This is a genomic window from Devosia sp. Leaf64 (genome assembly GCF_001421945.1).
In the GTDB taxonomy this organism is placed as follows: Bacteria; Pseudomonadota; Alphaproteobacteria; order Rhizobiales; family Devosiaceae; genus Devosia.
Map to the genome: position 1 here is coordinate 760,077 of NZ_LMLO01000021.1, position 23,860 is coordinate 783,936.

The 23,860-nt window shown below is 61.5% G+C and carries 24 protein-coding genes; 11 read left to right on the top strand and 13 right to left on the bottom strand.

Translation table 11 applies throughout. The features are described from left to right. Positions 1–8 precede the first annotated feature (8 nt). A complete protein-coding gene (gene clpA, locus ASE94_RS16690) occupies positions 9–2,348 on the top strand; it encodes an ATP-dependent Clp protease ATP-binding subunit ClpA (protein ID WP_082461258.1) in 2,340 nt (779 codons plus the stop codon). A 180-nt stretch (positions 2,349–2,528) separates the two neighbouring features. Here clpA and ASE94_RS16695 read toward each other — a convergent pair whose 3' ends face one another. The 8 genes from ASE94_RS16695 to ASE94_RS16730 form a co-directional block, all read right to left on the bottom strand. After that, positions 2,529–3,350, bottom strand: coding sequence for a DUF1295 domain-containing protein (locus ASE94_RS16695; protein WP_062631287.1), 822 nt, complete (start codon positions 3,348–3,350; stop codon positions 2,529–2,531). Between the two features lie 171 nt (positions 3,351–3,521). Continuing rightward, positions 3,522–4,724 (bottom strand): gephyrin-like molybdotransferase Glp, encoded by a 1,203-nt coding sequence (glp, locus tag ASE94_RS16700; protein ID WP_062631288.1) that lies wholly within the window; start codon positions 4,722–4,724, stop codon positions 3,522–3,524. Beyond that, entirely contained in the window at positions 4,721–5,203 is a 483-nt protein-coding gene (gene moaC / locus ASE94_RS16705) for a cyclic pyranopterin monophosphate synthase MoaC (RefSeq protein ID WP_062631289.1), read from the bottom strand. The genes glp and moaC overlap by 4 nt, the downstream gene beginning before the upstream one ends. Further along, positions 5,203–6,015: an indole-3-glycerol phosphate synthase TrpC gene (gene trpC, locus ASE94_RS16710; protein ID WP_062631290.1), complete on the bottom strand. Its 813-nt coding sequence runs from the start codon at positions 6,013–6,015 to the stop codon at positions 5,203–5,205. Before trpC ends, moaC begins: the two co-directional genes overlap by 1 nt. Next, complete coding sequence (gene trpD, locus ASE94_RS16715) at positions 6,012–7,034, bottom strand: anthranilate phosphoribosyltransferase (protein WP_062631291.1); 1,023 nt, start codon at positions 7,032–7,034, stop codon at positions 6,012–6,014. Before trpD ends, trpC begins: the two co-directional genes overlap by 4 nt. Next, a complete protein-coding gene (locus tag ASE94_RS16720; RefSeq protein WP_062631292.1) occupies positions 7,031–7,630 on the bottom strand; it encodes an aminodeoxychorismate/anthranilate synthase component II in 600 nt (199 codons plus the stop codon). Before ASE94_RS16720 ends, trpD begins: the two co-directional genes overlap by 4 nt. 78 nt (positions 7,631–7,708) lie before the next feature. Further along, positions 7,709–9,217: an anthranilate synthase component I gene (gene trpE, locus ASE94_RS16725; RefSeq protein ID WP_062631293.1), complete on the bottom strand. Its 1,509-nt coding sequence runs from the start codon at positions 9,215–9,217 to the stop codon at positions 7,709–7,711. Between the two features lie 21 nt (positions 9,218–9,238). Then, a complete protein-coding gene (locus ASE94_RS16730) occupies positions 9,239–11,110 on the bottom strand; it encodes a SurA N-terminal domain-containing protein (RefSeq protein ID WP_062631294.1) in 1,872 nt (623 codons plus the stop codon). A gap of 122 nt (positions 11,111–11,232) precedes the next feature. Here ASE94_RS16730 and tpiA point away from each other — a divergent pair, with 122 nt between their 5' ends. The 6 genes from tpiA to ASE94_RS20735 all read left to right on the top strand — a co-directional run bounded on the left by tpiA (position 11,233) and on the right by ASE94_RS20735 (position 15,494). Then, positions 11,233–11,988 carry a triose-phosphate isomerase gene (gene tpiA / locus ASE94_RS16735; protein WP_200913674.1) on the top strand — a complete coding sequence of 252 codons (756 nt, stop codon included), beginning with the start codon at positions 11,233–11,235 and terminating at the stop codon, positions 11,986–11,988. A 110-nt stretch (positions 11,989–12,098) separates the two neighbouring features. Beyond that, on the top strand, positions 12,099–12,716 hold the full coding sequence (secG, locus tag ASE94_RS16740) for a preprotein translocase subunit SecG (RefSeq protein WP_082461259.1): 618 nt from the start codon (positions 12,099–12,101) through the stop codon (positions 12,714–12,716). A 113-nt stretch (positions 12,717–12,829) separates the two neighbouring features. Further along, positions 12,830–14,458, top strand: a complete 1,629-nt coding sequence (locus tag ASE94_RS16745) for a CTP synthase (RefSeq protein ID WP_061906756.1) — start codon at positions 12,830–12,832, stop codon at positions 14,456–14,458. A gap of 26 nt (positions 14,459–14,484) precedes the next feature. Beyond that, positions 14,485–14,796 carry a gamma-glutamylcyclotransferase family protein gene (locus ASE94_RS16750; RefSeq protein WP_200913676.1) on the top strand — a complete coding sequence of 104 codons (312 nt, stop codon included), beginning with the start codon at positions 14,485–14,487 and terminating at the stop codon, positions 14,794–14,796. A gap of 25 nt (positions 14,797–14,821) precedes the next feature. Next, the gene (locus ASE94_RS16755; protein ID WP_062631296.1) at positions 14,822–15,301 is read left to right on the top strand and encodes a GNAT family N-acetyltransferase; all 480 of its coding nucleotides are present in this window, start codon (positions 14,822–14,824) and stop codon (positions 15,299–15,301) included. Positions 15,302–15,317: 16 nt separating this feature from the next. Continuing rightward, positions 15,318–15,494 carry a DUF4169 family protein gene (locus ASE94_RS20735; protein WP_082461260.1) on the top strand — a complete coding sequence of 59 codons (177 nt, stop codon included), beginning with the start codon at positions 15,318–15,320 and terminating at the stop codon, positions 15,492–15,494. A 13-nt stretch (positions 15,495–15,507) separates the two neighbouring features. Here ASE94_RS20735 and ASE94_RS16760 read toward each other — a convergent pair whose 3' ends face one another. After that, a complete protein-coding gene (locus tag ASE94_RS16760; RefSeq protein ID WP_062631297.1) occupies positions 15,508–16,179 on the bottom strand; it encodes a hypothetical protein in 672 nt (223 codons plus the stop codon). A 68-nt stretch (positions 16,180–16,247) separates the two neighbouring features. Then, entirely contained in the window at positions 16,248–17,276 is a 1,029-nt protein-coding gene (locus ASE94_RS16765) for a serine hydrolase (protein WP_062631298.1), read from the bottom strand. Between the two features lie 199 nt (positions 17,277–17,475). Between ASE94_RS16765 and ASE94_RS16770 the strand changes: the two genes are divergently transcribed. Continuing rightward, on the top strand, positions 17,476–18,765 hold the full coding sequence (locus ASE94_RS16770) for an MFS transporter (protein ID WP_062631299.1): 1,290 nt from the start codon (positions 17,476–17,478) through the stop codon (positions 18,763–18,765). Between the two features lie 114 nt (positions 18,766–18,879). Here the strand turns inward: ASE94_RS16770 and ftrA are convergent, their stop codons facing one another. Then, positions 18,880–19,848 carry a transcriptional regulator FtrA gene (gene ftrA, locus ASE94_RS16775; RefSeq protein ID WP_082461281.1) on the bottom strand — a complete coding sequence of 323 codons (969 nt, stop codon included), beginning with the start codon at positions 19,846–19,848 and terminating at the stop codon, positions 18,880–18,882. 79 nt (positions 19,849–19,927) lie between these two features. Here ftrA and ASE94_RS16780 point away from each other — a divergent pair, with 79 nt between their 5' ends. After that, entirely contained in the window at positions 19,928–20,329 is a 402-nt protein-coding gene (locus ASE94_RS16780; protein ID WP_062631301.1) for a rhodanese-like domain-containing protein, read from the top strand. 161 nt (positions 20,330–20,490) lie between these two features. On the opposite strand, the gene ASE94_RS16785 is transcribed toward ASE94_RS16780, so the two are convergent. Further along, positions 20,491–20,922 carry a VOC family protein gene (locus tag ASE94_RS16785; protein ID WP_244484090.1) on the bottom strand — a complete coding sequence of 144 codons (432 nt, stop codon included), beginning with the start codon at positions 20,920–20,922 and terminating at the stop codon, positions 20,491–20,493. Between the two features lie 92 nt (positions 20,923–21,014). On the opposite strand from ASE94_RS16785, the gene ASE94_RS16790 reads away from it, so the two are divergent. Together ASE94_RS16790 and eno are read left to right on the top strand one after the other, a co-directional pair. Then, positions 21,015–21,971, top strand: a complete 957-nt coding sequence (locus ASE94_RS16790; protein ID WP_062631303.1) for an NAD-dependent epimerase/dehydratase family protein — start codon at positions 21,015–21,017, stop codon at positions 21,969–21,971. A 93-nt stretch (positions 21,972–22,064) separates the two neighbouring features. Next, positions 22,065–23,342, top strand: a complete 1,278-nt coding sequence (gene eno / locus ASE94_RS16795) for a phosphopyruvate hydratase (RefSeq protein WP_062631304.1) — start codon at positions 22,065–22,067, stop codon at positions 23,340–23,342. 274 nt (positions 23,343–23,616) lie between these two features. Here eno and ASE94_RS16800 read toward each other — a convergent pair whose 3' ends face one another. Further along, positions 23,617–23,799 (bottom strand): CsbD family protein, encoded by a 183-nt coding sequence (locus ASE94_RS16800; protein WP_061906747.1) that lies wholly within the window; start codon positions 23,797–23,799, stop codon positions 23,617–23,619. Positions 23,800–23,860: the final 61 nt, after the last annotated feature.

The window sequence follows — 23,860 nt, forward strand, 5'->3', positions numbered from 1 at the left end:
AACATCAGATGCCCTCATTCTCCCGCGGACTCGAAAAGGCTCTGCATCAGGCGATGAACCTGGCGCGCGAGCGGAACCATGAGTTCGCCACGCTTGAGCACCTCTTGCTGGCCCTGACCGACGACCGGGAAACGATCGCCGTGCTCAATGGCTGCGATGTCGATGTCGACGCGCTCAAGAGCGATTTGGAAGATTTCATCAACGAGGAATTGGACAGCCTCGTCGTGCAGAATGGCCAGGATGCCCGCCCCACGGCGGCTTTCCAGCGTGTCATTCAGCGCGCCGTTATTCACGTCCAGTCATCCGGCCGCGAAGAAGTGACCGGCGCCAACGTGCTCGTCGCCATCTTCGCCGAACGCGAAAGCCACGCCGCTTATTTCCTCGAACAGCAGGATATGAGCCGCCTCGACGCGGTCAATTTCATCTCTCACGGCATCACCAAGTCCGGTCCCGCCGAGGATCGCAAGGTCCGCGGCTCCGAAGAAGGTGAAGGCAATACCGAAGGTGGCGCCGAGGCCAAGAAGACATCGGCGCTAGCCGATTTCTGCGTTAACCTCAACGAGAAGGCCCGCCAGGGCAAGATCGACCCACTGATCGGTCGCGACAGCGAACTGCGTCGCACCATTCAGGTTCTCTGCCGCCGCTCTAAGAACAACCCGCTCTATGTGGGTGACGCTGGCGTCGGTAAGACCGCCATTGCCGAGGGCCTTGCCCGTAAGATCATCGAAGGCGATGTGCCCGAAGTGCTCAAGGAAGCCGTCATCTATTCGCTCGATATGGGCTCGCTGCTCGCCGGCACTCGCTATCGCGGCGATTTCGAAGAACGTCTCAAATCGGTGATGAAGGAACTCGAGAAGATGCCGCATGCGGTTCTCTTCATCGACGAAATCCACACCATGATCGGCGCTGGCGCTACGTCCGGCGGCGCGCTCGATGCCTCGAACCTCCTGAAGCCCGCTTTGGCTTCCGGCGCGATCCGGTGCATCGGCTCGACCACCTATAAGGAATATCGCCAGTTCTTCGAAAAGGACCGCGCTCTCGTCCGTCGCTTCCAGAAGATCGACGTCAACGAACCGACCGTTCCCGATGCCATCGAGATCGTGAAGGGCCTGCGCCCCTATTTCGAGGAGTTCCACAAGATCAAGTACACGGACGATGCCCTCAAGGCGGCCGTGGAATTGAGCGCGCGCTATATCAACGACCGCAAGCTCCCGGACAAGGCCATCGACGTGATCGACGAGACCGGCGCCAGCCAGATGCTGGTCCCGGAAGATCAGCGCAAGAAGGTCATCGACGTCGAAGACATCGAAGCCACTATCGCAACGATCGCCCGCATCCCGCCAAAGTCGGTTTCGAAATCCGATGCCGAACTGCTCTCGGGTCTCGAACAGAGCCTCAAGACGGTGGTCTTTGGTCAGGATGCCGCCATCACGGCCCTTTCGTCCGCCATCAAGCTGGCGCGTGCCGGCCTCCGCGAACCGGAAAAGCCCATTGGCTCCTACCTCTTCACCGGCCCGACCGGCGTGGGTAAGACCGAAGTTGCCAAGCAGTTGGCCGATACCCTCGGCGTCGAACTGCTGCGCTTCGACATGTCCGAATACATGGAGCGTCACACCGTCAGCCGTCTGATCGGTGCCCCTCCAGGCTATGTCGGCTTCGACCAGGGCGGTCTCCTGACCGATGGCGTCGACCAGAACCCGCATTGCGTGGTGCTGCTCGACGAAATCGAAAAGGCCCACCCGGATCTCTACAACATCCTGTTGCAGGTGATGGACCACGGCAAGCTCACAGATCACACCGGCAAGTCCGTCGACTTCCGCAACGTGATCCTGATCATGACCTCCAATGTCGGCGCCGCGGATCTTGCTCGTTCGCCCATCGGCTTCGGCCGCAAGCGCGAGCAGGGAGACGACGAGGATGCGATCAACCGCACCTTCTCGCCCGAGTTCCGGAACCGTCTCGACGCCATCATTTCCTTCGCGCCGCTCCCGCGCGAAGTGGTCCGTCGCGTGGTCGAAAAGTTCGTGCTGCAGCTTGAAGGCCAGTTGGCCGAACGCGGCGTCACGATCAACCTGACCCCGGAAGCTGCCGATTGGCTGGCCGAACACGGCTATGACGAACGCATGGGTGCGCGCCCCCTCGGTCGCGTCATCCAGGAACACGTCAAGAAGCCCCTTGCTGACCAGGTGCTCTTCGGCGAACTGGTCAATGGTGGTAACGTCACCGTCGCCGTCGTCGGCGAAGGCTCCGAAGCCAAGCTCGAACTCGTCGCGGTCCCCCCGCGCCCAGCCAAGCCCAAGGCTCTGCCCAAGCCAAAGAAGCCCAAGGCCACGGCCGAAAAGAACTAAACAAAAAGGCCGGGAGCAATCCCGGCCTTTCTCTTTCTTCACCTCTCCCTCTGGGGGAGAGGTCGGCGCAAAGCGCCGGGTGAGGGGGGCTTCCTGTCTTGGATCGCCGCCTCCGCCAGTAGCCCTCATGGTGAGGTGCGAAGCGCAGCGCAGCCTCGAACCACAAGGGCGTGGCACAACTCACCCCAAATAAATCTTCCAATCCCTCAGCGAATAAACCGGCACCATGGGAAAGAGGATCGGCACCTCCCGCACATAATCCTGAAACGCCGCATCCGCGCCATACCGCTCCGTCTGCTTCAACTCCAACCGACGCGCCGACCCCAACATGATCAACTGAATGCAGACAAACCCCACGATCGCCAGCCCCCAATCAAGCCAGCTCGCATAAGCCGAAATCCCCGACACAAAAATCCCGAGCCAGAAAACCATCTCGCCAAAATAGTTCGGTGACCGCACCACGCGATAAAGCCCGACATCACAGAACCGGCTCGGATGCTCCGCCTTGAACCGCGACTTTTGCCAGTCCGCCAAACTTTCAATGGCGAGCCCGACCACCGCCACAGCCAGCCCCCAACCAAGCGAGGGCAGGGCCACACCTTCGCCAGCCCGTGAGAGACTGATCAGCGCCGGCGCATACATCGCGACATAAAGCGCCGCCACGCTCACCCAGATGACGATTTTGAGCCAACCGACGATATGCCGGCTGCGCTCCTTCGACGCCTCCAACTCCCGCGCAAAACTCGGCTGCCGCTCCCGCGCGATCAGATGGCTGCTGAGCCGCAGGCCATATGCCAGCAACAGGATCGACTGCGCCCCAAGCCAGAAATCCAGTGTGGCGAGATAAGCCAGCGGAAACAGCAGCGCCTGCGCGGCAATCGAAAACCCATACCCAAGGCTGACGAAATAATCCGTCCGCCGAAACCCCAGCGCCGAAACCGTTAGCGTCAGCGCCAAAGCCAAGATGAGTGCAGGAAAAGGATAAGCAGCAAAGGCGCCCATGATCGCAACCTCCAGTCGTAGACGACTGTTACGCTATGCAATCACCGCTGGATTGCTCGAACGCAAGATTCAGCGCATCGCAGCTCTCTATTCTTCTCCCCCTCGGGGAGAAGGTGGCGCGTAGCGCCGGATGAGGGGGATGCCGCATACCGCTCAAGAACCCCGTAGCCCTCAAACCGCGCCAATCGGCAGCGCCGATACCACTGTGCCCGCCATCTGCCCCGGATCAAACTCCGGCTGCACAATCAGCGCATCCGCCGCCGCCAACGAAGACGTATGCCCGCTATCCGTCTCATTGATCGGCAACAGCCCCGTCACGCCATCCAGCGTCGTCACCCGCGCCCGCATAAAATGCCGCCGCGCCGTGTTCTTCGGCGTCGGCCCCAAGAGCGGCAGGTGCAGCGCCTCGACCTCCGGCAAACCCAGCCAATGCCGCAACGCTGGCTTGATAAATATCTCTGCCGTCACCATGGCCGAAACCGGATTGCCCGGCAGCCCAAACACCAGCGTCTTGCCACGCGTTCCAAACATCAGCGGCTTTCCCGGCCGCATATTGATCCGCCAGAAATCGAGCGTCACCCCATGCTCGACCAGCGCCGCCTGCACCAAATCATGCTCGCCAACGCTCGCCCCGCCGGTCGTCACCACTACGTCGGGATCACTGGCAAAAATCCGATCGAGCACCGCATCGAGATTTTCGCGGCTGTCCCGTGCAATCCCAAAGTCCGTCACCGTCTCGGCAAAAGGCGCCAACGACGCCGCCAACCCGACACTGTTGGACGCCACGATCTGGTCCGGCCCCAAAACAGTCCCCGGCAACACCAGTTCATCACCCGTGGCCAGTAGCGCAATCTTCGGCCGCCGCGCCACGCTGACAGTCCCAGCATTCGCTGCCGCCGCAACCGCCACCTGAAACGCCCCAAGCCGCGTCCCGCGCTCCAAAATCGTCCGCCCAACCGCAAAATCATAGCCGCGTGGCCTGATACTGTGGCCAAGCCGGGCAGGGGCCGTGAACCGAACAAGATCCCCGTTCCGCTCCGCCTCTTCCTGCATGATGACCGTATCAGCACCCTCCGGTACCGGCGCCCCGGTAAAAATCCGCACCGCCTCACCGGCGCCAACGCTGCCGGCAAAACCCGCCCCGGCCTGCGACATGCCGATCACCTTGAGCCAGACGCCCTCGGCGACATCTGCCGCCCGCATAGCATAGCCATCCATGGCGCTGGCATTGAACGGCGGCTGGTCATGGGTCGCAATCACCGGCGCGGCGAGCACACGTCCCGCCGCATCGCCCAAGGCTACACTCTCGCCAACCACCTCCGGCACACGCGCCAGAATGCGATTCAACGCGTCATCAACCGGAAGCAAGCTCATGATTCTCTTCGATAATCGCCCGATTTGCCGCCGGATTTTTCCACGAGGCAAATGTCTGAAATCACCATGGCCCGGTCGAGCGCCTTGGCCATGTCGTAAAGCGTCAGGGCCGCAGTCGTCGCCGCCGTCAGCGCTTCCATCTCGACGCCGGTCTGCCCCGTCGTCTCGGCAACCGTGCGAATGAGGATCGTCGTCTCGGTCTCGCCCTCGATTTCGACGCTCACCTTGGTCAGCGGAATCGGATGACAGAGCGGAATGATATCCGAAGTCTTCTTGGCGCCCATGATCCCGGCAACGCGCGCCACGGCCAGCGCATCGCCCTTCTTGAGCCCACCACCCAAAATGGTCGCAATCGTTTCGGCCCCGCCGCTCAACCGCGCCTGCGCCACCGCCCGCCGCCGCGTGATCGCCTTCTCGCCGATATCGACGATATGCGCCTCGCCCTTGGCATCGAGATGGGTCAGACGCCGCTCGGCCATCAGCGCACCGTTTCCGGCACGCCTTGCAATAGAGCCCGCGTCGCCGCGACCACATCGTCCTGCCGCATCAGGCTTTCGCCGACGAGGAAATGGCCTATCCCGGCCCGTTCCTCCAGCATGCGCACATGGTCATGACTGACGATGCCGCTCTCGCTGACGAGAGTCACATTGCTTGGCACGCCGGCCGCTAGCGTCACCGACGTTTCGAGTGTCGTCTCAAACGTCCGCAAATTCCGGTTATTGATGCCGATGAACTTGCTGTCGAGCGCCAGCGCCCGATCAAGCTCCAGCTGGTCATGCACTTCCACCAGCGCATCCATGCCCCATTCCGCCGCTGAATCGAGCAGATACCGCGCCACGTCATCATCGACGGCCGCAAGAATGATGAGAATGCAATCTGCCCCCCAGGAGCGCGCTTCCGCCACCTGATAGGTCTCAAACAAAAAGTCTTTTCGCAGCACCGGCAGCCGCGTCGCCGCCCGCGCCTCGATCAGATAGCTCGGCGAACCCTGAAAGCTCGGCCTATCCGTCAACACCGAGAGGCACGCCGCCCCAGCCGTCTCATAATCCCGCGCAATCTGCGCCGGATTGAAGTCTGCGCGGATTAGCCCCTTGGACGGGCTCGCCTTTTTCACCTCGGCGATGAGGCCATATTGCCCCTGCGCCCGCTTATCCCTAAGCGCGCGCAAAAACCCGCGCGGCGCCGGCTGGTCATGGGCCTGCGCCACAACCTCGGCCCATGGCCGCATCGACTTCGCCGCCGCGATTTCCTCGCGCTTATAGGCTTCGATCTGCTTGAGAATATCGGTCATGCAACCTGTCCGTTGGAAACGGCCACCAGCTTGGCCAAGGTCTGTTTTGCGGCGCCAGAATCAATCGCCTCGCGGGCAATGGCAACGCCTTGCTTGAGATCATCCGCCTTGTCCGCAACGATCAACGCCGCCGCGGCATTGAGCAGCACGATATCGCGATAAGCGCCCGACGCGCCATCAAAGAGCGCGTGGATCGCCGCAGCGTTTTCGTCCGGCGTGCCACCCAAAATATCCTTGAGCTCATAGCGCTGCAGCCCCGCCTGTTCCGGCGTGATCTCGAAGCTGCGCAGGTCGCCATTGGCAATCTGTGCTACAAAGCTCGGCCCCGTCACCGTGAGCTCATCAAGCCCATCGCTGCCATGCATAACCCAGGCCTTGATCGCCCGGTTGGCCAAAAGCGCAGCCGCCACCGGCTCTACCCATTGCTCGGAATAAACCCCGAGCACATAGCGTCGAACGCTCGCCGGGTTGGATTGCGGCCCCAAAAGATTGAACATCGTCCGCACGCCAAGCTCGGCGCGGGCAGGGCCCACATGCTTCATCGCCGGATGATGCGATGGCGCAAACATGAAACCAATGTTGGCCTGCCGCACGCATTCGCCGATCTGCGCCGGCGTCAGATCCAACTTCACCCCCAGCGCCTCAAGCGCCTGCGATGACCCTGACTTGGACGATAGCGCCCGATTGCCGTGCTTGGCCACCGGCACACCAGCCGCCGCGACCACAAAGGATGCCGCCGTCGAAATATTGAGCGTCCCGATGCCATCGCCACCGGTCCCGACGATATCGATCGCCTCTTCAGGTGCATCGACCGGAACCATCTTCTCGCGCATGATCGAAACCGCTGCGGCGATCTCGCCCACGCTTTCGCCCTTGATGCGCATGCCCATCAGGAACGCGCCAGTCTGCGCCGGCGTCGCCTGACCATCCATGATCAGCCGCATCACCGAACGCATCTCTTCGCCCGTCAGGTCGCGCCCTTCGGAAATCTTGTGGAGGGCCTGCTTGATATCCATCACGCCGCCCTCTGGCCGTTAAAGTCGCGGGCGATGTTTAGAAAATTCTGAAGCAGCGCATGGCCATTTTCCGATGCGATGCTCTCGGGATGAAACTGGACCCCATGCAGCGGCAGCGTCTTGTGCTGCATCCCCATGATCAGCCCATCATCCGTCGTCGCCGTCACTTCCAGCACATCCGGCAGCGTTTCCGCTTTTACGATCAGCGAATGATAGCGCGTTGCCTCAAAGCCCGCATTCAACCCGCGAAAGATACCCGTGCCTGTGTGGTTGATCTTGCTGGTCTTGCCATGCACCAGATGCGGCGCGCGAATGACATCGCCGCCCAGCGCCTGACCCATGGCCTGATGCCCAAGGCACACGCCCAGCATCGGAATCTGCCCCTTGAACCGATCAATGACTGCAAGGCAAATGCCCGCCTCGGTCGGCGTGCACGGCCCGGGCGAAAGCACGATCGCCTCCGGCGCCATTGCGGCGATTTCTTCAAGGGTGATCTTGTCATTGCGGCGCACAGTCATCGTCGCGCCGAGCTCGCCCAGAAAGTGGACGAGATTATAGGTAAAGCTGTCGTAGTTATCGATGACGAGGGTTTTGGTCATTTGGGCCTGTCCTCAAGAGTGGTTCTGGTGAAATCGTTCAGAACCAGCCCCGCCATCGCAGAAAATTCACACGCACGCTCACTGTCCCACTCCCGCTTCGCCGGCATAGCGTAGCGCTTCTTCTGCCGCGCTGAAAAGGGCACGCGCCTTGTTCTCGCATTCGAGCTGTTCCAACTCACGCACGCTGTCGGCAACGATCCCGGCTCCCGACTGCACATAGAGCTTGCCGTCTTTCACAATGCCGGTGCGCAAGACGATGCAGGTATCCATGGTGCCATCGGCCCCAAAATACCCCACGCAACCGCCATAAATCCCACGTCGCGATTTTTCGAGTTCGTCGATGATTTCCATCGCGCGCACCTTTGGCGCACCCGAAACCGTCCCCGCCGGGAACCCGGCAGAAAGCGCATCCACAAAATCATACTGCGGATCGAGCTTGCCCACGACATTGGAAACGATGTGCATCACGTGGCTATAATATTCGAGGAAGAACTTGTCGGTCACCTTCACCGAACCCGTCTCCGCCACGCGGCCCACATCATTGCGCCCAAGATCGAGCAGCATCAGGTGCTCGGCCAATTCCTTGGGATCGCTCAGCAGCTCCGCCGCCAGTTCCTGATCCCGCGTCGGCGTCGTCCCGCGCTTCCGTGTCCCGGCGATCGGCCGAATGGTCACTTCGCCATTCTGCACCCGCACCAGAATTTCCGGGCTCGACCCCGCCACGGCAAAGTCGCCGAAATCGAGGAAGTACATATAGGGGCTGGGATTGGTCCTGCGCAGCGCCCGATAGAGCGCCGTCGGCGGTAGCGTAAAATCAGCAGAAAACCGCTGGCTCAGCACCACCTGGAAAATATCGCCCGCCGAAATGTAGTCCTTGGCCCGCGCCACCATATCAAAATATTCGTCGCGCGAGGTGTTGCTGGTGACTTCAATAGCCGCGAGATCAGGCAGGGCAGGGGTCGCCGGCAGCGCCCGGCCAAGCCGACCGATCGCATCGTCGATCCGCGCCTCAGCCGCCTCAAGCGCCTGCCGCGCCGAAACTCCCGCTTTCACATAGACCGGCGCCGTCAGATAGAGCTCGTCCTTGACCGTATCAAAGATCGCGAGCAGCGACGGCCGCATCAGCACCGCTTCCGGCGTCTGCAAATCGTCCGGATTGGTGTTCGGCAACACCTCCATGTACCGAACCATCTCATAGCCGAGATAGCCGTAAATCCCAGCCGATTGCGGCGGCAGCCCTTCGGGCACAACGATCTGGCTTTCCGCCACCAGCCCGCGCAGCGCATCGAGCGGTTTTTCCGTCATCACCTCAAAAGCACCGGGGTCAAGCTGCGCCTGCCGATTGACCCGCGCCGTGCCGTCTTCCACGCGGACGATGAGGTCCGGCAGCAGCCCGATGATCGAATAGCGCCCGCGCGTCGTCCCGTCCTGCACGCTTTCGAGCAGGAACGAGTGCGTCCGCTCCTGCGCCAGTTTCAGATAGGTCCCGATGGGCGTTTCGAGATCGGCCACGATGCGACGCCAGACGATCTGCGATTTGCCGGCTTCATATTGCTCTGCAAAACGCGTGGAAAAATCGTCGCCCATCGTGTCCGATCCGTTGGTGGGTTATTGGCCGAAGTTGAGAGTAATCAGTTGCTGCAGCGCCTGCTGATTGATTTTCAGGCCCGCATCGTCGCGCAGTGCTGCGACGAAATCGCCATAGACCCCGTTCTGCGCTTCCGTCTGCAGGTTGTCGGCCGCAGCGGTTTCAAGCGGTTCGGTCGGCGTCGTGTTGTCGACCACCTCGAAGATCATGAAATCGCCGGAGCTCGAAACCACCGAACCCTTATAGTCCGGCCCACCATTGAATGCGGCCTGCGCCACGACATTGTCGATCGAGCCGTCATCCGAGCCAAAGCGCGAGAAGGGCGGCGAAATCTGCGGGAAGAGGTTGAGACCAGTCGCAACATCGGCAAGCGTCGCGCCGCCGCGCAATTGCGCCACGATTTCTTCGCTCTTGGCCAGCAGCGCATTATTGATGCGCTCGGTGGTCAGCGCCGTCGTCACGGCGTCGCGCACTTCGTCCAGCGTCTGGTCGCGTGCAGCCTGCACTTCGACGAGATCGAAGAACACATGGGCATTGCCGGTGATCGGGATCGACGGGGTCAACTGGCCTGCAGTCGCCTTGAAGATCGCCTGGCTCACCTTGGTCCGGTCTTCCGGCGATACATTGGTCAAGACGTCGAGCTGGTTGCCGCCGCTCGTCACGTCAGCTTCATAGAGCGGCAGCTTGAACCGTTCGGCAATTTCGCTCAGCGGCCGGAAGGCAGCGCGCAGTTCTTCGACCTGGTCGAGCACGTCGTTGACTTCGGTGCGGGCTTCCGCCGTTGCGAGAGTATTGACGATATCGGCGCGCGCTTCTTCGAGCGTTGGCTGGCGTTCCGCCTCGATCGCCGAAACGTGGATGGCGCGCTTGCCCGCCACACCATCGATAACGGTCACGCCACCCTGCTGCAGCCCAAAGGCCGCATTGGCAAGCGCCGTATCCGTCACTTGAGCCTTGGTCAGCGTGCCAAGGCTGGTTGGCGTCACGCCGGCTTCGGTTGTGAGCGTCGCAAAATCCTTGCCTGCTGCCAGCCCGGCTTCAAAGGCGGTCGCCTGATCGGCGGTCAACACGGCCTGCTCGATCGTCCGCTTTTCCGGCGTCGTCAGGCTGGCCTTGATCCGCTCATATTCCGCGGCCACGGCATCGTCGGCGATGGTTTTCGTCGCCGCAAGCGAGGCGATCGAGAGATCGATCATCTGCACCTTGCGCGTTTCGACAGTGCGGAATTCGCTCTGGTGCTCGGTGAGATAGGCGGCCAGTTCCTCTTCGGTCGGCGCTGCCGGCGTTTCGATATTGGCTTCGTTGAGCGTCACATAGTCGATCGTGCGCTGCGTGCCGGCATAGTCGTTGATCAGAGTTGCCGCGACATCGGGCAGCGTCTTGGCGGGGAACAGCGTCGAAACAAGCTGCTCGCGCTTGGCTTCGTCGCCGCGTGTCTGAAAATATTCCGATTCCGTCCAGCCGCTGGCCTGCAGCACCTGGTTGAACACGGCTGGATCAAAGTTCCCCAGCGTTCCCTGGAAGGACGGATCCTGGCGCAGCATCTGCCCCAGCTTGTCCTCGGAAACCCCGAGACCCATCTTGTTGGCAAGGCCGGTGAGAGCCTCGCCTTGCGCTAGGTTAAGAATAACGAAGCTCGGCAGCCCCATGGCTTCGGCTTCCGCGCCGGTCGGCACACGGCCAAGCTGCTGAGCCAAACGGTTCGCCTGGCTCTGGTAGGCGCGGAGAAATTCGCGGGAGGTGATCTCCTGATCCCCAACATGCGCAACGGTATTGCTGCCGAGATCGGTGATGACATTATTGATGCCGAACCCTGCCACGCCGACGAGCAGAAACGCTCCCATGATCTTTCCCGGCCAGGATTTTGCAAAGCCACGCAAACCATCGAGCATTTCGAACGTTCCAGTTTGGGGTCTGAGGCTTTACCGCATGGGTTGCCTGAGACTAGTAAGACATTCCGACTGCCGGGGTTAGGGCAAAGCCCACCTTGGCGCAAGAGGCAGGAGTAGCAAGATTGACGACCATCTCACCGCTAATCGCCGGGAACTGGAAGATGAACGGGCTGTCACAGTCGCTCGATGAGCTGACTGAACTGGCCCAATTGCTCACAACGGGGGAGGCCCCGCGCGCCGTCGTCGTCGTTTGCCCACCCGCAACCATCCTTGCCGCCGTCGCGGCACAGGGCGCTTCGAGCGGCATCATGGCCGGTGGCCAGGATTGTCACGTGGAAGCCTCCGGCGCCCACACAGGCGACATTTCCGCATATATGCTTGCCGATGCTGGCGCGCAGTTCGTCATCGTCGGCCATTCCGAGCGCCGCGCCAATCACGCTGAAAACGACGACATCGTCCGCGCCAAGGCGGAAGCCGCGATCGGCGCTGGCCTCAAGCCGATCATTTGCGTCGGCGAGACCGAATCCGAACGCGATGGTGGCTCAGCCGAATCCATCGTCAATCAACAGCTTTCGCGCTCTATTCCCGACGCCGCGGAACATCATGAGATCGTCGTTGCCTATGAGCCAGTCTGGGCCATCGGCACTGGCCGTACCCCGACGCTCGAAGAAATCGCCCAGATGCACGCCAATATCCGCGCTCGTCTTGTCGAACGCTTCGGCGAAGAGCGCGGCAACACGCTTCGCATTCTCTATGGTGGCTCGATGAAGCCGCTCAATGCGCGCGAAATCCTCAATGTCGACAACGTCAATGGCGGGCTTATCGGCGGCGCCAGCCTCTTGGCAAAAGACTTTTACACCATTATCTCGTCGGTATGACCGAACGGCTTAGGTCGTTGCCATGAAAAACATGGCAACGCTCTGGCCTTTGCCGTTTTAGGCGTGTATGACGCCGCATCTTTTATGACTGACGCGAAGACCAAGACCTCATGGCGAACGTCCTTATTGTTGTCTATCTGCTGATCGTTTTGGCCCTTATCGGTGTCATCCTGATCCAGCGCTCCGAAGGTGGTGCGCTCGGTATCGGTGGTGGCGGCGGTGGCGGCCTAATGACGGCGCGTGGCTCGGCCAATCTCTTGACCCGCACCACGGCAATCCTGGCAACGCTTTTCTTCGCCACGGCCATTGGCCTGACTATTCTCAGCGAACTCGATCGCGGCACGTCGAGCATTCTCGATCGGGCGACGACCACGGAAGATGGCACTCAGCCATCCAACGTTCTCGATGCGCTGAACGCTCTCCAGGGCGACACGACATCGGATCTTCCGGTTCCGGCCGACGCTTCGGCACCTGCGACCTCGACTCCGGCGCCGTCCACCACGACGACTCCCGCAGCTCCTGCCACCACCACGGCACCAGCGGCGACCACTCCGGCATCGACCAGCGATCTGCCTGTCCCGTCCGCTCCAGCAACGACCGAGACGACCGCCCCGGCCGCTTCTTCGGAAACGGCCCCGGCCGCTGCACCAGATGCAGCGCCCGCAGCTTCTCCGGAAGCTGCTCCGGCGACGGAAAATCAACAGCCGGCTCCAACGACCGGCAACTAAGACGCCGCAAGGCAAAGCCGAAAAAGGGGATGGAAACATCCCCTTCTTCTTTTTGTGTGGACCGTTTTGTTCGGCTCCACGAATCGCTCCTTATAGGCTTATGGTGATTGCCCATGGCACGGTACGTATTCATCACCGGAGGCGTGGTTTCCTCCCTTGGCAAAGGTTTGGCTTCAGCGGCGCTCGGCGCAGTGCTGCAGGCGCGCGGCTATAAGGTCCGCCTGAGAAAGCTCGACCCCTATCTCAATGTGGACCCCGGCACGATGTCGCCCACTCAGCACGGCGAGGTCTTCGTGACCGACGACGGTGCCGAGACCGACCTCGATCTCGGCCACTACGAACGCTTCACGGGCCGCGCGGCCAACAAGCGCGACAACATCACCTCGGGCCGCATCTATTCGGATTTGCTCTCGAAAGAGCGCAAGGGCGAATTCCTCGGCGCCACCGTGCAGGTCATTCCGCACGTCACCGACTCGATCAAAAACTTCGTCCTCGATGGCAATGAGGACTACGATTTCGTCCTCGTCGAAATCGGCGGCACGGTCGGCGACATCGAGGGCCTCCCCTTCTTCGAAGCCATCCGCCAGCTCGGCAACGATCTGCCGCGCAACCACACCTGCTATCTTCACCTCACCCTGATGCCGTATATCCCCTCGGCCGGTGAGCTGAAGACCAAGCCGACCCAGCACTCGGTCAAGGAGCTCCGCTCCATCGGCATCGCGCCCGACGTGCTGCTCGTCCGCTGCGATCGTCCGATTCCCGAAGGCGAAAAGAAGAAGCTCTCGCTCTTCTGTAACGTGCGCGAATCCGCCGTCATCCAGGGCCTCGACGTCGCCTCGATCTACGATGTGCCCGTCGCCTATCACCACGAAGGCCTCGACCGCGAAATCCTCGCTGCCCTCGGCATCACCGACGCGCCGGAGCCTGATATGTCGGCATGGGACGAAGTCTCCCGTCGCTATCACAACCCCGAAGGCGAAGTGAACATCGCCATCGTCGGCAAATATACCGGCCTCAAGGACGCCTATAAGTCACTCTCGGAAGCCCTGACCCATGGCGGCATCGCCAATAAGGTCAAGGTCAACCTGCAGTGGATCGACTCGGAAGTCTTCGAGCGCGACGATCCCGCGCCCTATCTCGAACATGTCCACGGCATTCTCGTGCCCGGTGGTTTCGGCGAGCGCGGCTCTGCCGGCAAGATCGAGGCGGCCCGCTTCGCCCGTGTCAAGGACGTGCCCTATTTCGGCATCTGCTTTGGCATGCAGATGGCTTGCATCGAGGCCGCGCGCAACACCGCCGGCATCAAGAATGCCTCCTCCACTGAATTCGGCCCCACCAAGGAGCCGATCGTTGGCATGATGACCGAGTGGGTCAAGGGCAACGACACCGAAACCCGCGACAGCTCCGGCAATCTCGGCGGCACCCTGCGCCTCGGCGCCTATCCCGCCCAGCTGACCCGCGGCTCTCGCGTTGCCGACATCTACGGCTCGACCCGCATCTCCGAGCGCCATCGTCACCGCTACGAAGTGAATATGGACTACCGGAAACTCCTCGAAAAGAACGGCCTCCTGTTCTCCGGCGTCTCGCCCGATGGCAAGCTCCCTGAAATCGTCGAACGCACCGACCACCCGTGGTTCATCGGCGTCCAGTTCCATCCGGAACTGAAATCCAAACCCTTCGAACCCCATCCGTTGTTCACGAGCTTCATCTCGGCAGCCATGGAACAGAGTCGCTTGGTCTGATGACCGGGCAGGGGCCAGAGCACCGCTTGGCCACCTACGGCACCTTGAGCCCGGGCGAATCCAACTTCGCCCAGCTCGCCGACCTTCAAGGCACCTGGAGCCGCGGCACCGTCCGCGGCCACCGCCTCCCCTCAGGCACCGGTCCTGCCGAAGGCTACCCCGTCTTCCGCGCCGATCCTTCCGGCCCCGAAGTCCCGGTCCACCTCCTCTATAGCCCCGATCTCCCCACCCACTGGCCCCGCCTTGATGCCTTCGAAGGCGAAGGCTATCGTCGCGCTGTCATTGAGGTCCAAACGCCAGACGGCCCCGTCCTCGCCAACATCTACCTCGCCGCTTGAGCGGTTAAAGCGTGGGGCCGCGCGGATGATTTTAACTACATCGCGACCAGATCTAACTCTCCGGCAGCTGACGCCTGTCGACGCAGCAATGCTGTACGATCTTATCCATTCGAACCACACGCATCTCACCGCCCATGGCGACTACAGTGCCCAAGTGGCTTCGAGCATAGAAGCAATCGCGGCGGAACTATCCACTGGTGATCAGAGCACTCGCTTCGGCATATTTCACGACGCCGCGCTGATCGGCCGCGTCGACCTCGTCGCAGTCGAACTGCCGCGATACTGCCTCAGCTATTGGCTTTCGGCGTCACACACTGGCCAAGGCTTCGCGACTGCTGCCGTCCAAGCGGCGATAGAATACGCCTTCAACCAATCCGCCGCGACGGATATATTTGCTGGCGTCACCCACGGCAACGACCGCAGCGTTGCCCTCCTGCGCCGCCTCGGGTTCGACGCCATTAAGCAGTTCGAAACCTACACACGGTTTCATCTTGCCAAGCAGTGAATGGAGATTTGTCGCCATGGCCGAAATCATCAATCTCCGCAGTGCCCGGAAGGCCAAGGCCCGCACCGAAAAAGAAGCGGCTGCCGAAGCCAACCGTATCAAGTTCGGCCGCACCAAAGCCGAGAAGCAAAAGTCCGCCGCCGAAAAATCCTTGGCCGACAAAAAGCTGGACAGCCACAAGCGCGAAGACTGAACACTCGCCCCGCTCACACCGGCAGCAAGCTCCGCGTCGTCATCACCCGCAAATCCACCGCCTGCATCAATTCTTCCTCTGCCGTCACTTCGCGCCCTAGCCCCAGTCGCGTCGCGATCTCGCGCCAGCTCCGATTGTCCATTGCCTTGCTGTCCCCATAGGTCTTTCCCGGGGCAGGGACGCCATTGGCATAGCCATAGGCATAGTCGGCGACGATCTCTCCGCCGACCGTCACCCCGATATCCGCGCCGATAAAAAGCGGTGTCTTAAAATCACCGCCGATCAGCAGCGCTGAATCCTCCCGCGCCGCAAACACCCAATCCTCGACGATCAAGTCGCCCGTCACGATGATGATGCTCGCCCAGTCGTTTATCAGCGTCTTGCAACGCAGATCGCCAAAAACGATCAGCGTCGCATTGCCATCGGCATCCTCGCCGCCCTGCGTCGACACAAGCCCCTCGACCAAGAGGTCGCCATCCACCGCCGTGATCAGGCTTTCGGGTCGAAATTCACTGTCGAACCGCAAATCACCAGCGTGAAATCCCGCCGCGATATCATCAAGCGGCATGCCGGTGGGCGTCAGTTCAAACCGGCCGACATAGTCGCCGAGCCCTGCCGGCAAAATCGCGATTCCCCGCTTCACCCGCTCCAGCCACTCTCCTGCCGAAACCGTTTCCAATGCCATGATGACGCTCCTCCGAAACTGGCGAACCGTCCCCAGTAAAAGCGACTTTTTAGCGACTGATCAGAGGCTTAGGCCTGTGGCTGCGAGGCCTCCAATTCATCCTCGTCCCGCACCGCCCCAATAATCTCCGCCAACAGCGCATGCAGCGCATCTCGGTGCCCGTTCCCGGCGGATGGCGAATTCTCGTCCGAGGTCATCACCACGGTTAGGTCCAGGCTCGGCACGATATAGAGCATCTGCCCGCCATAGCCCCAGGCATAGCGCACATCCTCGCCGCCGATCTCGCGCAGAAACCATCCATAGCCATATCCGTCCCCGGTAAACCGCGAATTTGTCCGCTCCGTCCAGGATTGCTCCACCCATTCGGCGCTCAATACCCGGCTGCCGTCCGGCGCCAATCCACCTGTCCGATAGACCTCGCCAAAAGCTAGGAGACTCCGGGGGCTCATCGCCATCTGGTTGCCGCCGAGATAGATCCCCTGCGGATCGCGCTCCCAGCCACCGATCCCAAAATTATCCACCGCGCCAAACCACTCCCGCGCCAGCGAGAGGCTCGATTCGCCGCCCGCCTTGGTCAGGATGGCGGAGAGCAGATGCGTCGATCCCGTCGAATAAAGCATCCTCCCGCCCGGATCGGTCTCGAAGGGCTGGTCCAGCGCCGCGCGTACCCAGTTCCGGCTCCCCACCCAGCGCCCATAATTCGGCCCCGAAGTCGGCGCCAAGCCCGCCTGCATCGACAGCAAACTGCCCACCGTCACGTCATTGAGCCGAGGATCGGCATCCTCGGGAAAATCATCGCTGAGAAAATCCGATATTTTCTGATCGACGCCATCGATCAAACCCTTGTCGATCGCGATTCCCACAAGCGCCGACACCACGGTTTTCGACGCCGATTTGATATTGGTCGGCTCGTCCACCGTATGCCCGGCATAGCCGCGTTCGGCGATGATCTTGCCATCCACCGCCACCATCACCGTTTCCAACGGCTCCAGCGTTTCAGCATTTTCAAGGATGGGGGCGAGGTCCACCTCCTGCGCTAAGGCAGAGAGTGGCAGAAGGAAAACGGCGGCGAGAAGGGCAGGGCGAATAAGCGTCATGCAGCACTGATCACCGCCACATGAGGCAAAATTTGGGGAAGGCTCCGGGAATTACCCCACGTCCCCGTGATGAAGCAGGCAAAATCCTTTGCGCCCAACCGTACCCTACGGTACTCCGCCGTCAACGAGCGAAGGCGCGGCCGTTGCGGGATGGAGGCGCGCTGGCTTAAAACCAGATCAAAGAACACTCCGGATTGCCATGACCATAGATATGCAAACATCCCCGGCTGCACAGCCGCGGAATTCCGCCCGCCGCGTCCTCGCCGCGAGCATGATCGGCACCACGATCGAATTTTTCGATTTCTATATCTATGCGACAGCCGCGGTGATCGTGTTCCCGCAGCTTTTCTTCCCCTCGGGCGATGCCAATTCGGCGCTCCTCTCCTCGCTCGCGACCTTCGCCATTGCCTTCCTCGCCCGCCCGATCGGCGCCGCCTTCTTCGGCCATTTCGGGGATAAGGTCGGCCGCAAGGCAACGCTCGTCGCCGCGCTCCTCACCATGGGTATTTCGACGGTTTTGATCGGCGTTCTGCCCACTTATGGCCAGATCGGCATTTTGGCGCCGCTGCTCCTGGCGCTGTGCCGCTTGGGGCAGGGGCTTGGTCTCGGCGGCGAATGGGGCGGCGCAGTCCTCCTCGCCACTGAAAATGCCCCCGAAGGCAAGCGCGCCTGGTATGGCATGTTCCCGCAATTGGGCGCTCCGGTCGGCTTCTTCTTCGCCACAACCATTTTCCTCGTCCTTGCCCATTTCCTTGGCGATGACGCCTTCATGGCCTGGGGCTGGCGCGTGCCGTTCCTCGCCAGCGCCGTGCTGGTCATTTTCGGCCTCTTCATTCGCCTCAAAATCACCGAGACGCCCGAATTCGCAAAAGCCGTCGAAAAGTCCGAGCGCGTCGAAGTCCCGTTCTTCGATGTCATCAGTTCGCACAAGGTCAGCCTTGCCCTCGGCACCATGGCAGCCCTCGCCACCTTCGTGCTGTTTTATATCATGACGGTGTTTTCGCTGAGCTACGGCACAGGCACGCTAAAATATAGCCGCGAAGAATTCCTCATCCTGCAGATGGTGGGCGTCCTGTTCTTCGGCGCGTTCATCCCACTGTCCGCGGTGCTCGCCGATCGCTTCGGCATGCGCCCGGTCATGATCGGCGTTTCCATCGGCATCGCCGTATTCGGCCTGATCCTCGCCCCGCTCCTCGGCTCGGGCAATGTCTATGGCGTCCTCGGCTTCCTCTGCATCGGCTTTGCGCTGATGGGCATGACCTACGGCCCCCTCGGCACTGCTCTCGCCGCGCCATTCCCAACCGCCGTTCGCTATACCGGCGCCTCGCTCACCTTCAACCTCGGCGGCATTTTCGGCGCCAGCTTTGCGCCCTACATCGCCTCCTACCTCGCGACCACCTATGGCCTCCACACCGTCGGCTACTACATGATCCTCGCCGCCGTGATCACCCTCGTCGCCTTCGGCTTCATCCGCCAGACCTCGGAGTAAGAGGTACTCCGCACCCCACTCCATCGTCATTGCCGGGCTTGTCCCGGCAATCCATCTCTCCTCCGCATGGACCACCGGGCAAGCCCGGTGGTGACGGCCGGTTGCTAGACTATGCTACCCCGACACCTCCAAAAACCTTGCCCGATACTCACTCGGACTAACCCCCACCTTCCGCCTGAAATGATGCCGCAGCGCATGGGCACTTCCAAAGCCCACCGTCAGCGCCACATCCTCCATTTTCGGTTCGCCCCGCGTCAGCAGGCGCTTCGCCTCGCTCACCCGTTCATCGGCAATCCAATCCCCCGGCGATTGCCCCGTCGCCTCGCTAAATCGCCGCAAAAACGTCCGCACGCTCATCCCCATGGCGTCTGCCATCCGCGCCACGGTCCAGTCCGCCGCAAGGCTCTTCCGGACCTCCTCCAGCAGCGGCCCGATCTCCGTGCCCTCGCGCACGCCCACTGGCCGCTCGAGGAACTGCGCCTGTCCACCCGCCCGATGCGCCAGCATCACCAGTCGCCGCGCCACCGAATTGGCGGCCGCCGCCCCAAAATCCTGTCGGACCATCTCGATCAGCAGGTCGATTCCTGCCGCACTGCCTGCCGAGGTGTGAATGCGATCATGGATCCGATAGAGCGACGCATCATCGACGCTGATGGCGGGATGCCGCTCCCTGAGCTTGTCGGCATACCGCCAATGCGTCGTCGCCTTGCCGCCATCCAGTAGCCCTGTCGCCGCCAAGACAAACGCACCCGAACAGATCGACGCCAGCCTCGCTCCGCGCCCATACGCCGCCCGCAATTGCTCGATCAGCGCCTCCGGCACCGGCGCATCCGCACCCCGCCACCCTGGCACCACGATCACGTCAGCCTCGGCCAGGATCTCCGGCCCATGGTCGGCCACAACGGTCATCCCGCCATGCGCCCGCATCGGTCCCGCATCGACCGCCGCTGACGCAAACCGATACCATCCTGTCCCCATTTCCGGCCGGGACAGCCCGAAAACCTCGGCGACAATGCCGAATTCAAAAGTGCAAAGCCCATCGTAGATCAGGGCGACGACGAGGGGACCGGTCAAGTTTGGCATGATATCGACGCATATTGTCATTCGCGCCAATATTCAGCCGGGCAGGGCGCTTCTATCAAGAGGGCATAGGAGAAAAACCATGCCCACTTCCGTCGCCGCCACCCCCGCCGCACCGAGCATCCTCGCCCGCGAGCATTTCGCTGCCCAGTTCGCCTTCGAAACCGACTGCTGGGACGTCCATGACGCCCTAACCAACGGTCCCGACTTCGTCCTCCTCGACGTCCGCAGCCCCACGATGTTCGCCGCAGGCCACATCCCCGGAGCCATCAATCTGCCCCACGGCAAGATCACCCGCACAAAGATGGAGGCCTATCCCGCCGGAACCCTTTTCATCACCTACTGCGCCGGCCCCCACTGCAACGGCGCCGCCCGCGGCGCCCTCCGCCTCGCGAACCTCGACCGCCCCGTAAAAATCATGGCGGGCGGCATCACCGGCTGGATCGACGAGGGTTTTGATTTGGAAAAGAGCGACGTGGTGTGACGGCCTAGTCTCCATCTGAACCGCTGCACGATCCGAGGCTCACCATAGCTCCCCCGCCGTCATTGCCGGGCTTGTCCCGGCAATCCATCTCGCCTCCGCGTGGACCACCGGACAAGCCGGTGGTGACGACAATCTTGGAAGCCGATCGCGTCAGTGGATTGTTACCAATCCACCTGGCAAACCACCCCATCCGCCCCAAACTGCATGCTCTCCGGCGTATATTCAAAAATCTCGAGTTTCACCCCGCTCGGATCCGCTAGCCAACTCTGCCAGGTGTGGTCGACCCCGAGCTTCTTGTCCGTAATCGCCACCCCATGCGCCTTCGCATTGGCGATAAACCCGTCGAGATCGTCCGTTTCGAAGCAGATGTGGTTGATCTGATTGCTCTCCTCAAACCGCGACTCGCCTTTGAGGAAAACCTCGACAAATGTCCGATTGCCGAAATCGAGATAGAACCCGATCCGCTCCTCGCCCCGTTTGAAATCGAACTTCGGCGCGATGCCGATCACGTCGCGATAAAACGTCTCGACGGCGTCGAGGTCGCGCGCAAAAATGCAGGTATGCGCCATTTGCTTGACGAGTGGTTTGGTCAATTCTCTCTCCCGGAATCGGTGGGCTGTATAGCCCTTCCATACATGCTAGGACGAAGCCGCGGTCCAAACCAGCCGCGGGAGGATTTTCAATCATGGCACGCGTCGTCGTCATCGGGGCCACTGGCCATATCGGAACCTATCTCGTCCCGCGCCTCGTGCGTTTGGGCCATGAAGTCGTCGCCGTCACGCGCGGCACCTCAAAGCCCTATCTGCCCGACGCTGCCTGGTCCCAGGTCGAAAGCATCACGCTCGATCGCGACGCCCTCGAGCGCCAGGGCAGTTTTGGCTCGACCATCGCCAATCTTCAGGGCGATGTGGTCATCGACAATATCTGCTTTACCCTCGATAGCGCCCGCCAGCTCGTCGAGGCCCTCAAGGGCACGGTCCAGCATTTCCTCCACATCGGCACCATATGGACCCATGGCCTGTCCGAGGTCGTCCCAACCCCCGAGGACGTCACCAAGCGTCCCTTCGGCGATTACGGCATCCAGAAAGCCGCCATCGAAGCCTATCTGCTCGACCTCGCCCGGCGCGAAAATTTCCCCGCCACCATCATCCATCCCGGCCATATCGTGGGGCAGGGCTGGGCGCCGCTCAATCCCGCCGGCAATGGCGATATCGCCGTTTTCGAGACCATCGCGCGCGGCGACACGCTCGAATTGCCGAACTTCGGCATGGAAACCGTCCATCACATTCACGCCGACGACATCGCCGCGCTGCTGATCCTAGCCATGACCAATTGGGGCGCCTCAGTGGGCGAAGCCTTCCACGCCGTTTCCCCCGGCGCCGTCACCCTCCGCCACTACGCGAGCGCCATCTATCGCTATTTCGGCCACGAACCGAACCTCGCCTTCGCTCCCTGGGACGATTGGAAATCCCGCCAGTCCGAACAAAACGCCGCCGCCACCTGGGAACACATCGCCCGCAGCCCCAATTGCTCTATCGAAAAGGGCAAGCGCCTCCTCGGCTACGCCCCGCGTTTTTCCTCCCTCGCCGGCGTCGAAGACGCGCTCGACTGGCTGGTCGCCAATGGCAAGATCAAAGCCTAACCCGTCAGTATTTTTGCGCGCCCCTCTTTTCTCTGTCACAAGGCGCGTCTAGACAGGCTCCACACCGAGAAAACTGCCCCGAAGGGAATTTCCATGTCATCCATCATCCATGTCCAGGGTCGCCAGGTTTACGATAGCCGCGGCAATCCCACCGTTGAAGTCGATGTGGTTCTGGATGACGGCAGCTTCGGCCGCGCCGCCGTGCCCTCGGGCGCTTCGACCGGCGCGCACGAAGCCGTTGAGCTCCGCGATGGCGGCAAGCTCTACAATGGCAAGGGCGTCACCCAGGCCGTCGAAAACGTCAACGACATCATCTTCAGCGAAATCCAGGGCATGGATGCGCTCGATCAGCTGGCCATCGACCAGGCCATGATCGATCTCGACGGCACCGCCAACAAGGGCAAGCTCGGTGCCAACGCCATTCTTGGCGTTTCGCTCGCCGTCGCCAAGGCCGCCGCTGAATCGAGCGAACTGCCGCTGTACCGTTACATCGGCGGCCCGAATGCCCATGTTCTCCCAGTGCCGATGATGAACATCATCAATGGCGGCGAGCATGCCGACAACCCGATCGACATGCAGGAATTCATGATCCTGCCCGCCGGCGCGACCTCGATCGCCGACGCCGTCCGCATCGGTTCGGAAATCTTCCACACGCTGAAGAAGAACCTCTCCGCCGACGGCCACAACACCAATGTCGGCGACGAAGGTGGCTTCGCGCCAAACCTCGGCTCGGCCGATGAAGCCCTCGGCTTCATCATGCGCTCGATCGAAAAGGCCGGTTACAAGCCCGGCGAGGACGTCTTCCTCGGCCTCGATTGCGCCGCCACCGAATACTACAAGAACGGCAAGTACGAGATGAAGGGCGAAGGCAAGTCGCTTTCCTCCGAAGAAAACGTCGCTTTCCTCGCCGATCTCGCTGCTCGCTATCCGATCATCACCATCGAAGACGGCATGGCCGAGGACGATTGGGATGGCTGGAAGGCCCTGACCGACGCCATCGGCAAGAAGGTTCAGCTCGTCGGCGACGATCTCTTCGTCACCAACACCCAGCGTCTTGTCTCGGGCATCAAGATGGGCGTCGCCAATTCGATCCTCGTCAAGGTCAACCAGATCGGCTCGCTGTCCGAAACCCTCGACGCCGTCGAAACCGCCCACCGCGCCAGCTACACCTCGGTCATGTCGCACCGCTCGGGCGAAACCGAAGACTCGACCATTGCCGACCTCGCTGTCGCGCTCAACTGCGGTCAGATCAAGACCGGCTCCCTCAGCCGCTCCGATCGCATGGCCAAGTACAACCAACTCATCCGCATCGAAGAACAGCTCGGCACCTCCGCCAAATACGCCGGCTACTCCGTCGTCAAGGGCCGTTGATCGGCCCTTACTTACTGGAAGGCTCGGTGGAAACACCGAGCCTTTTTGCATTCGAACCTCCCCACCCACTGTGCTTCCCTCGGGCTTGACCCGAGGGCCAGTTCGAGAGCCACAAGCGTCTGGTCCTTGACGAGCGACCCTCGGGTCAAGCCCGAGGGAACCCCGGCGAGTTGGCTGGAGACCTCGGTGCGCAGGGGGAGGCTAGGAGGGGGTAATCCCCAAAACAAAAAAGGGCCGCGTTGCCGCGACCCCTTTTTCAAAAGTCCTCTGGACCTTAGTGCTTCAGCGCGTCCCGCGCCTTATCCTTGAACTCGCCGGACTTCTGCTGAACCTTGCCAGCAGCCTTGTCGGCCTTGCCTTCGGCTTCAAGGCGCTCGTTACCAGTGACGCGGCCCGCCGCTTCCTTCACTGCGCCCTTGATCTGATTGCCAACGCCTTTAGCTTCGTCCTTGTGCATCTTTCGCTCCTATCGAAAGTGTTATGCACCATCAACGGACTAACCCACGCTATGTTCCGGA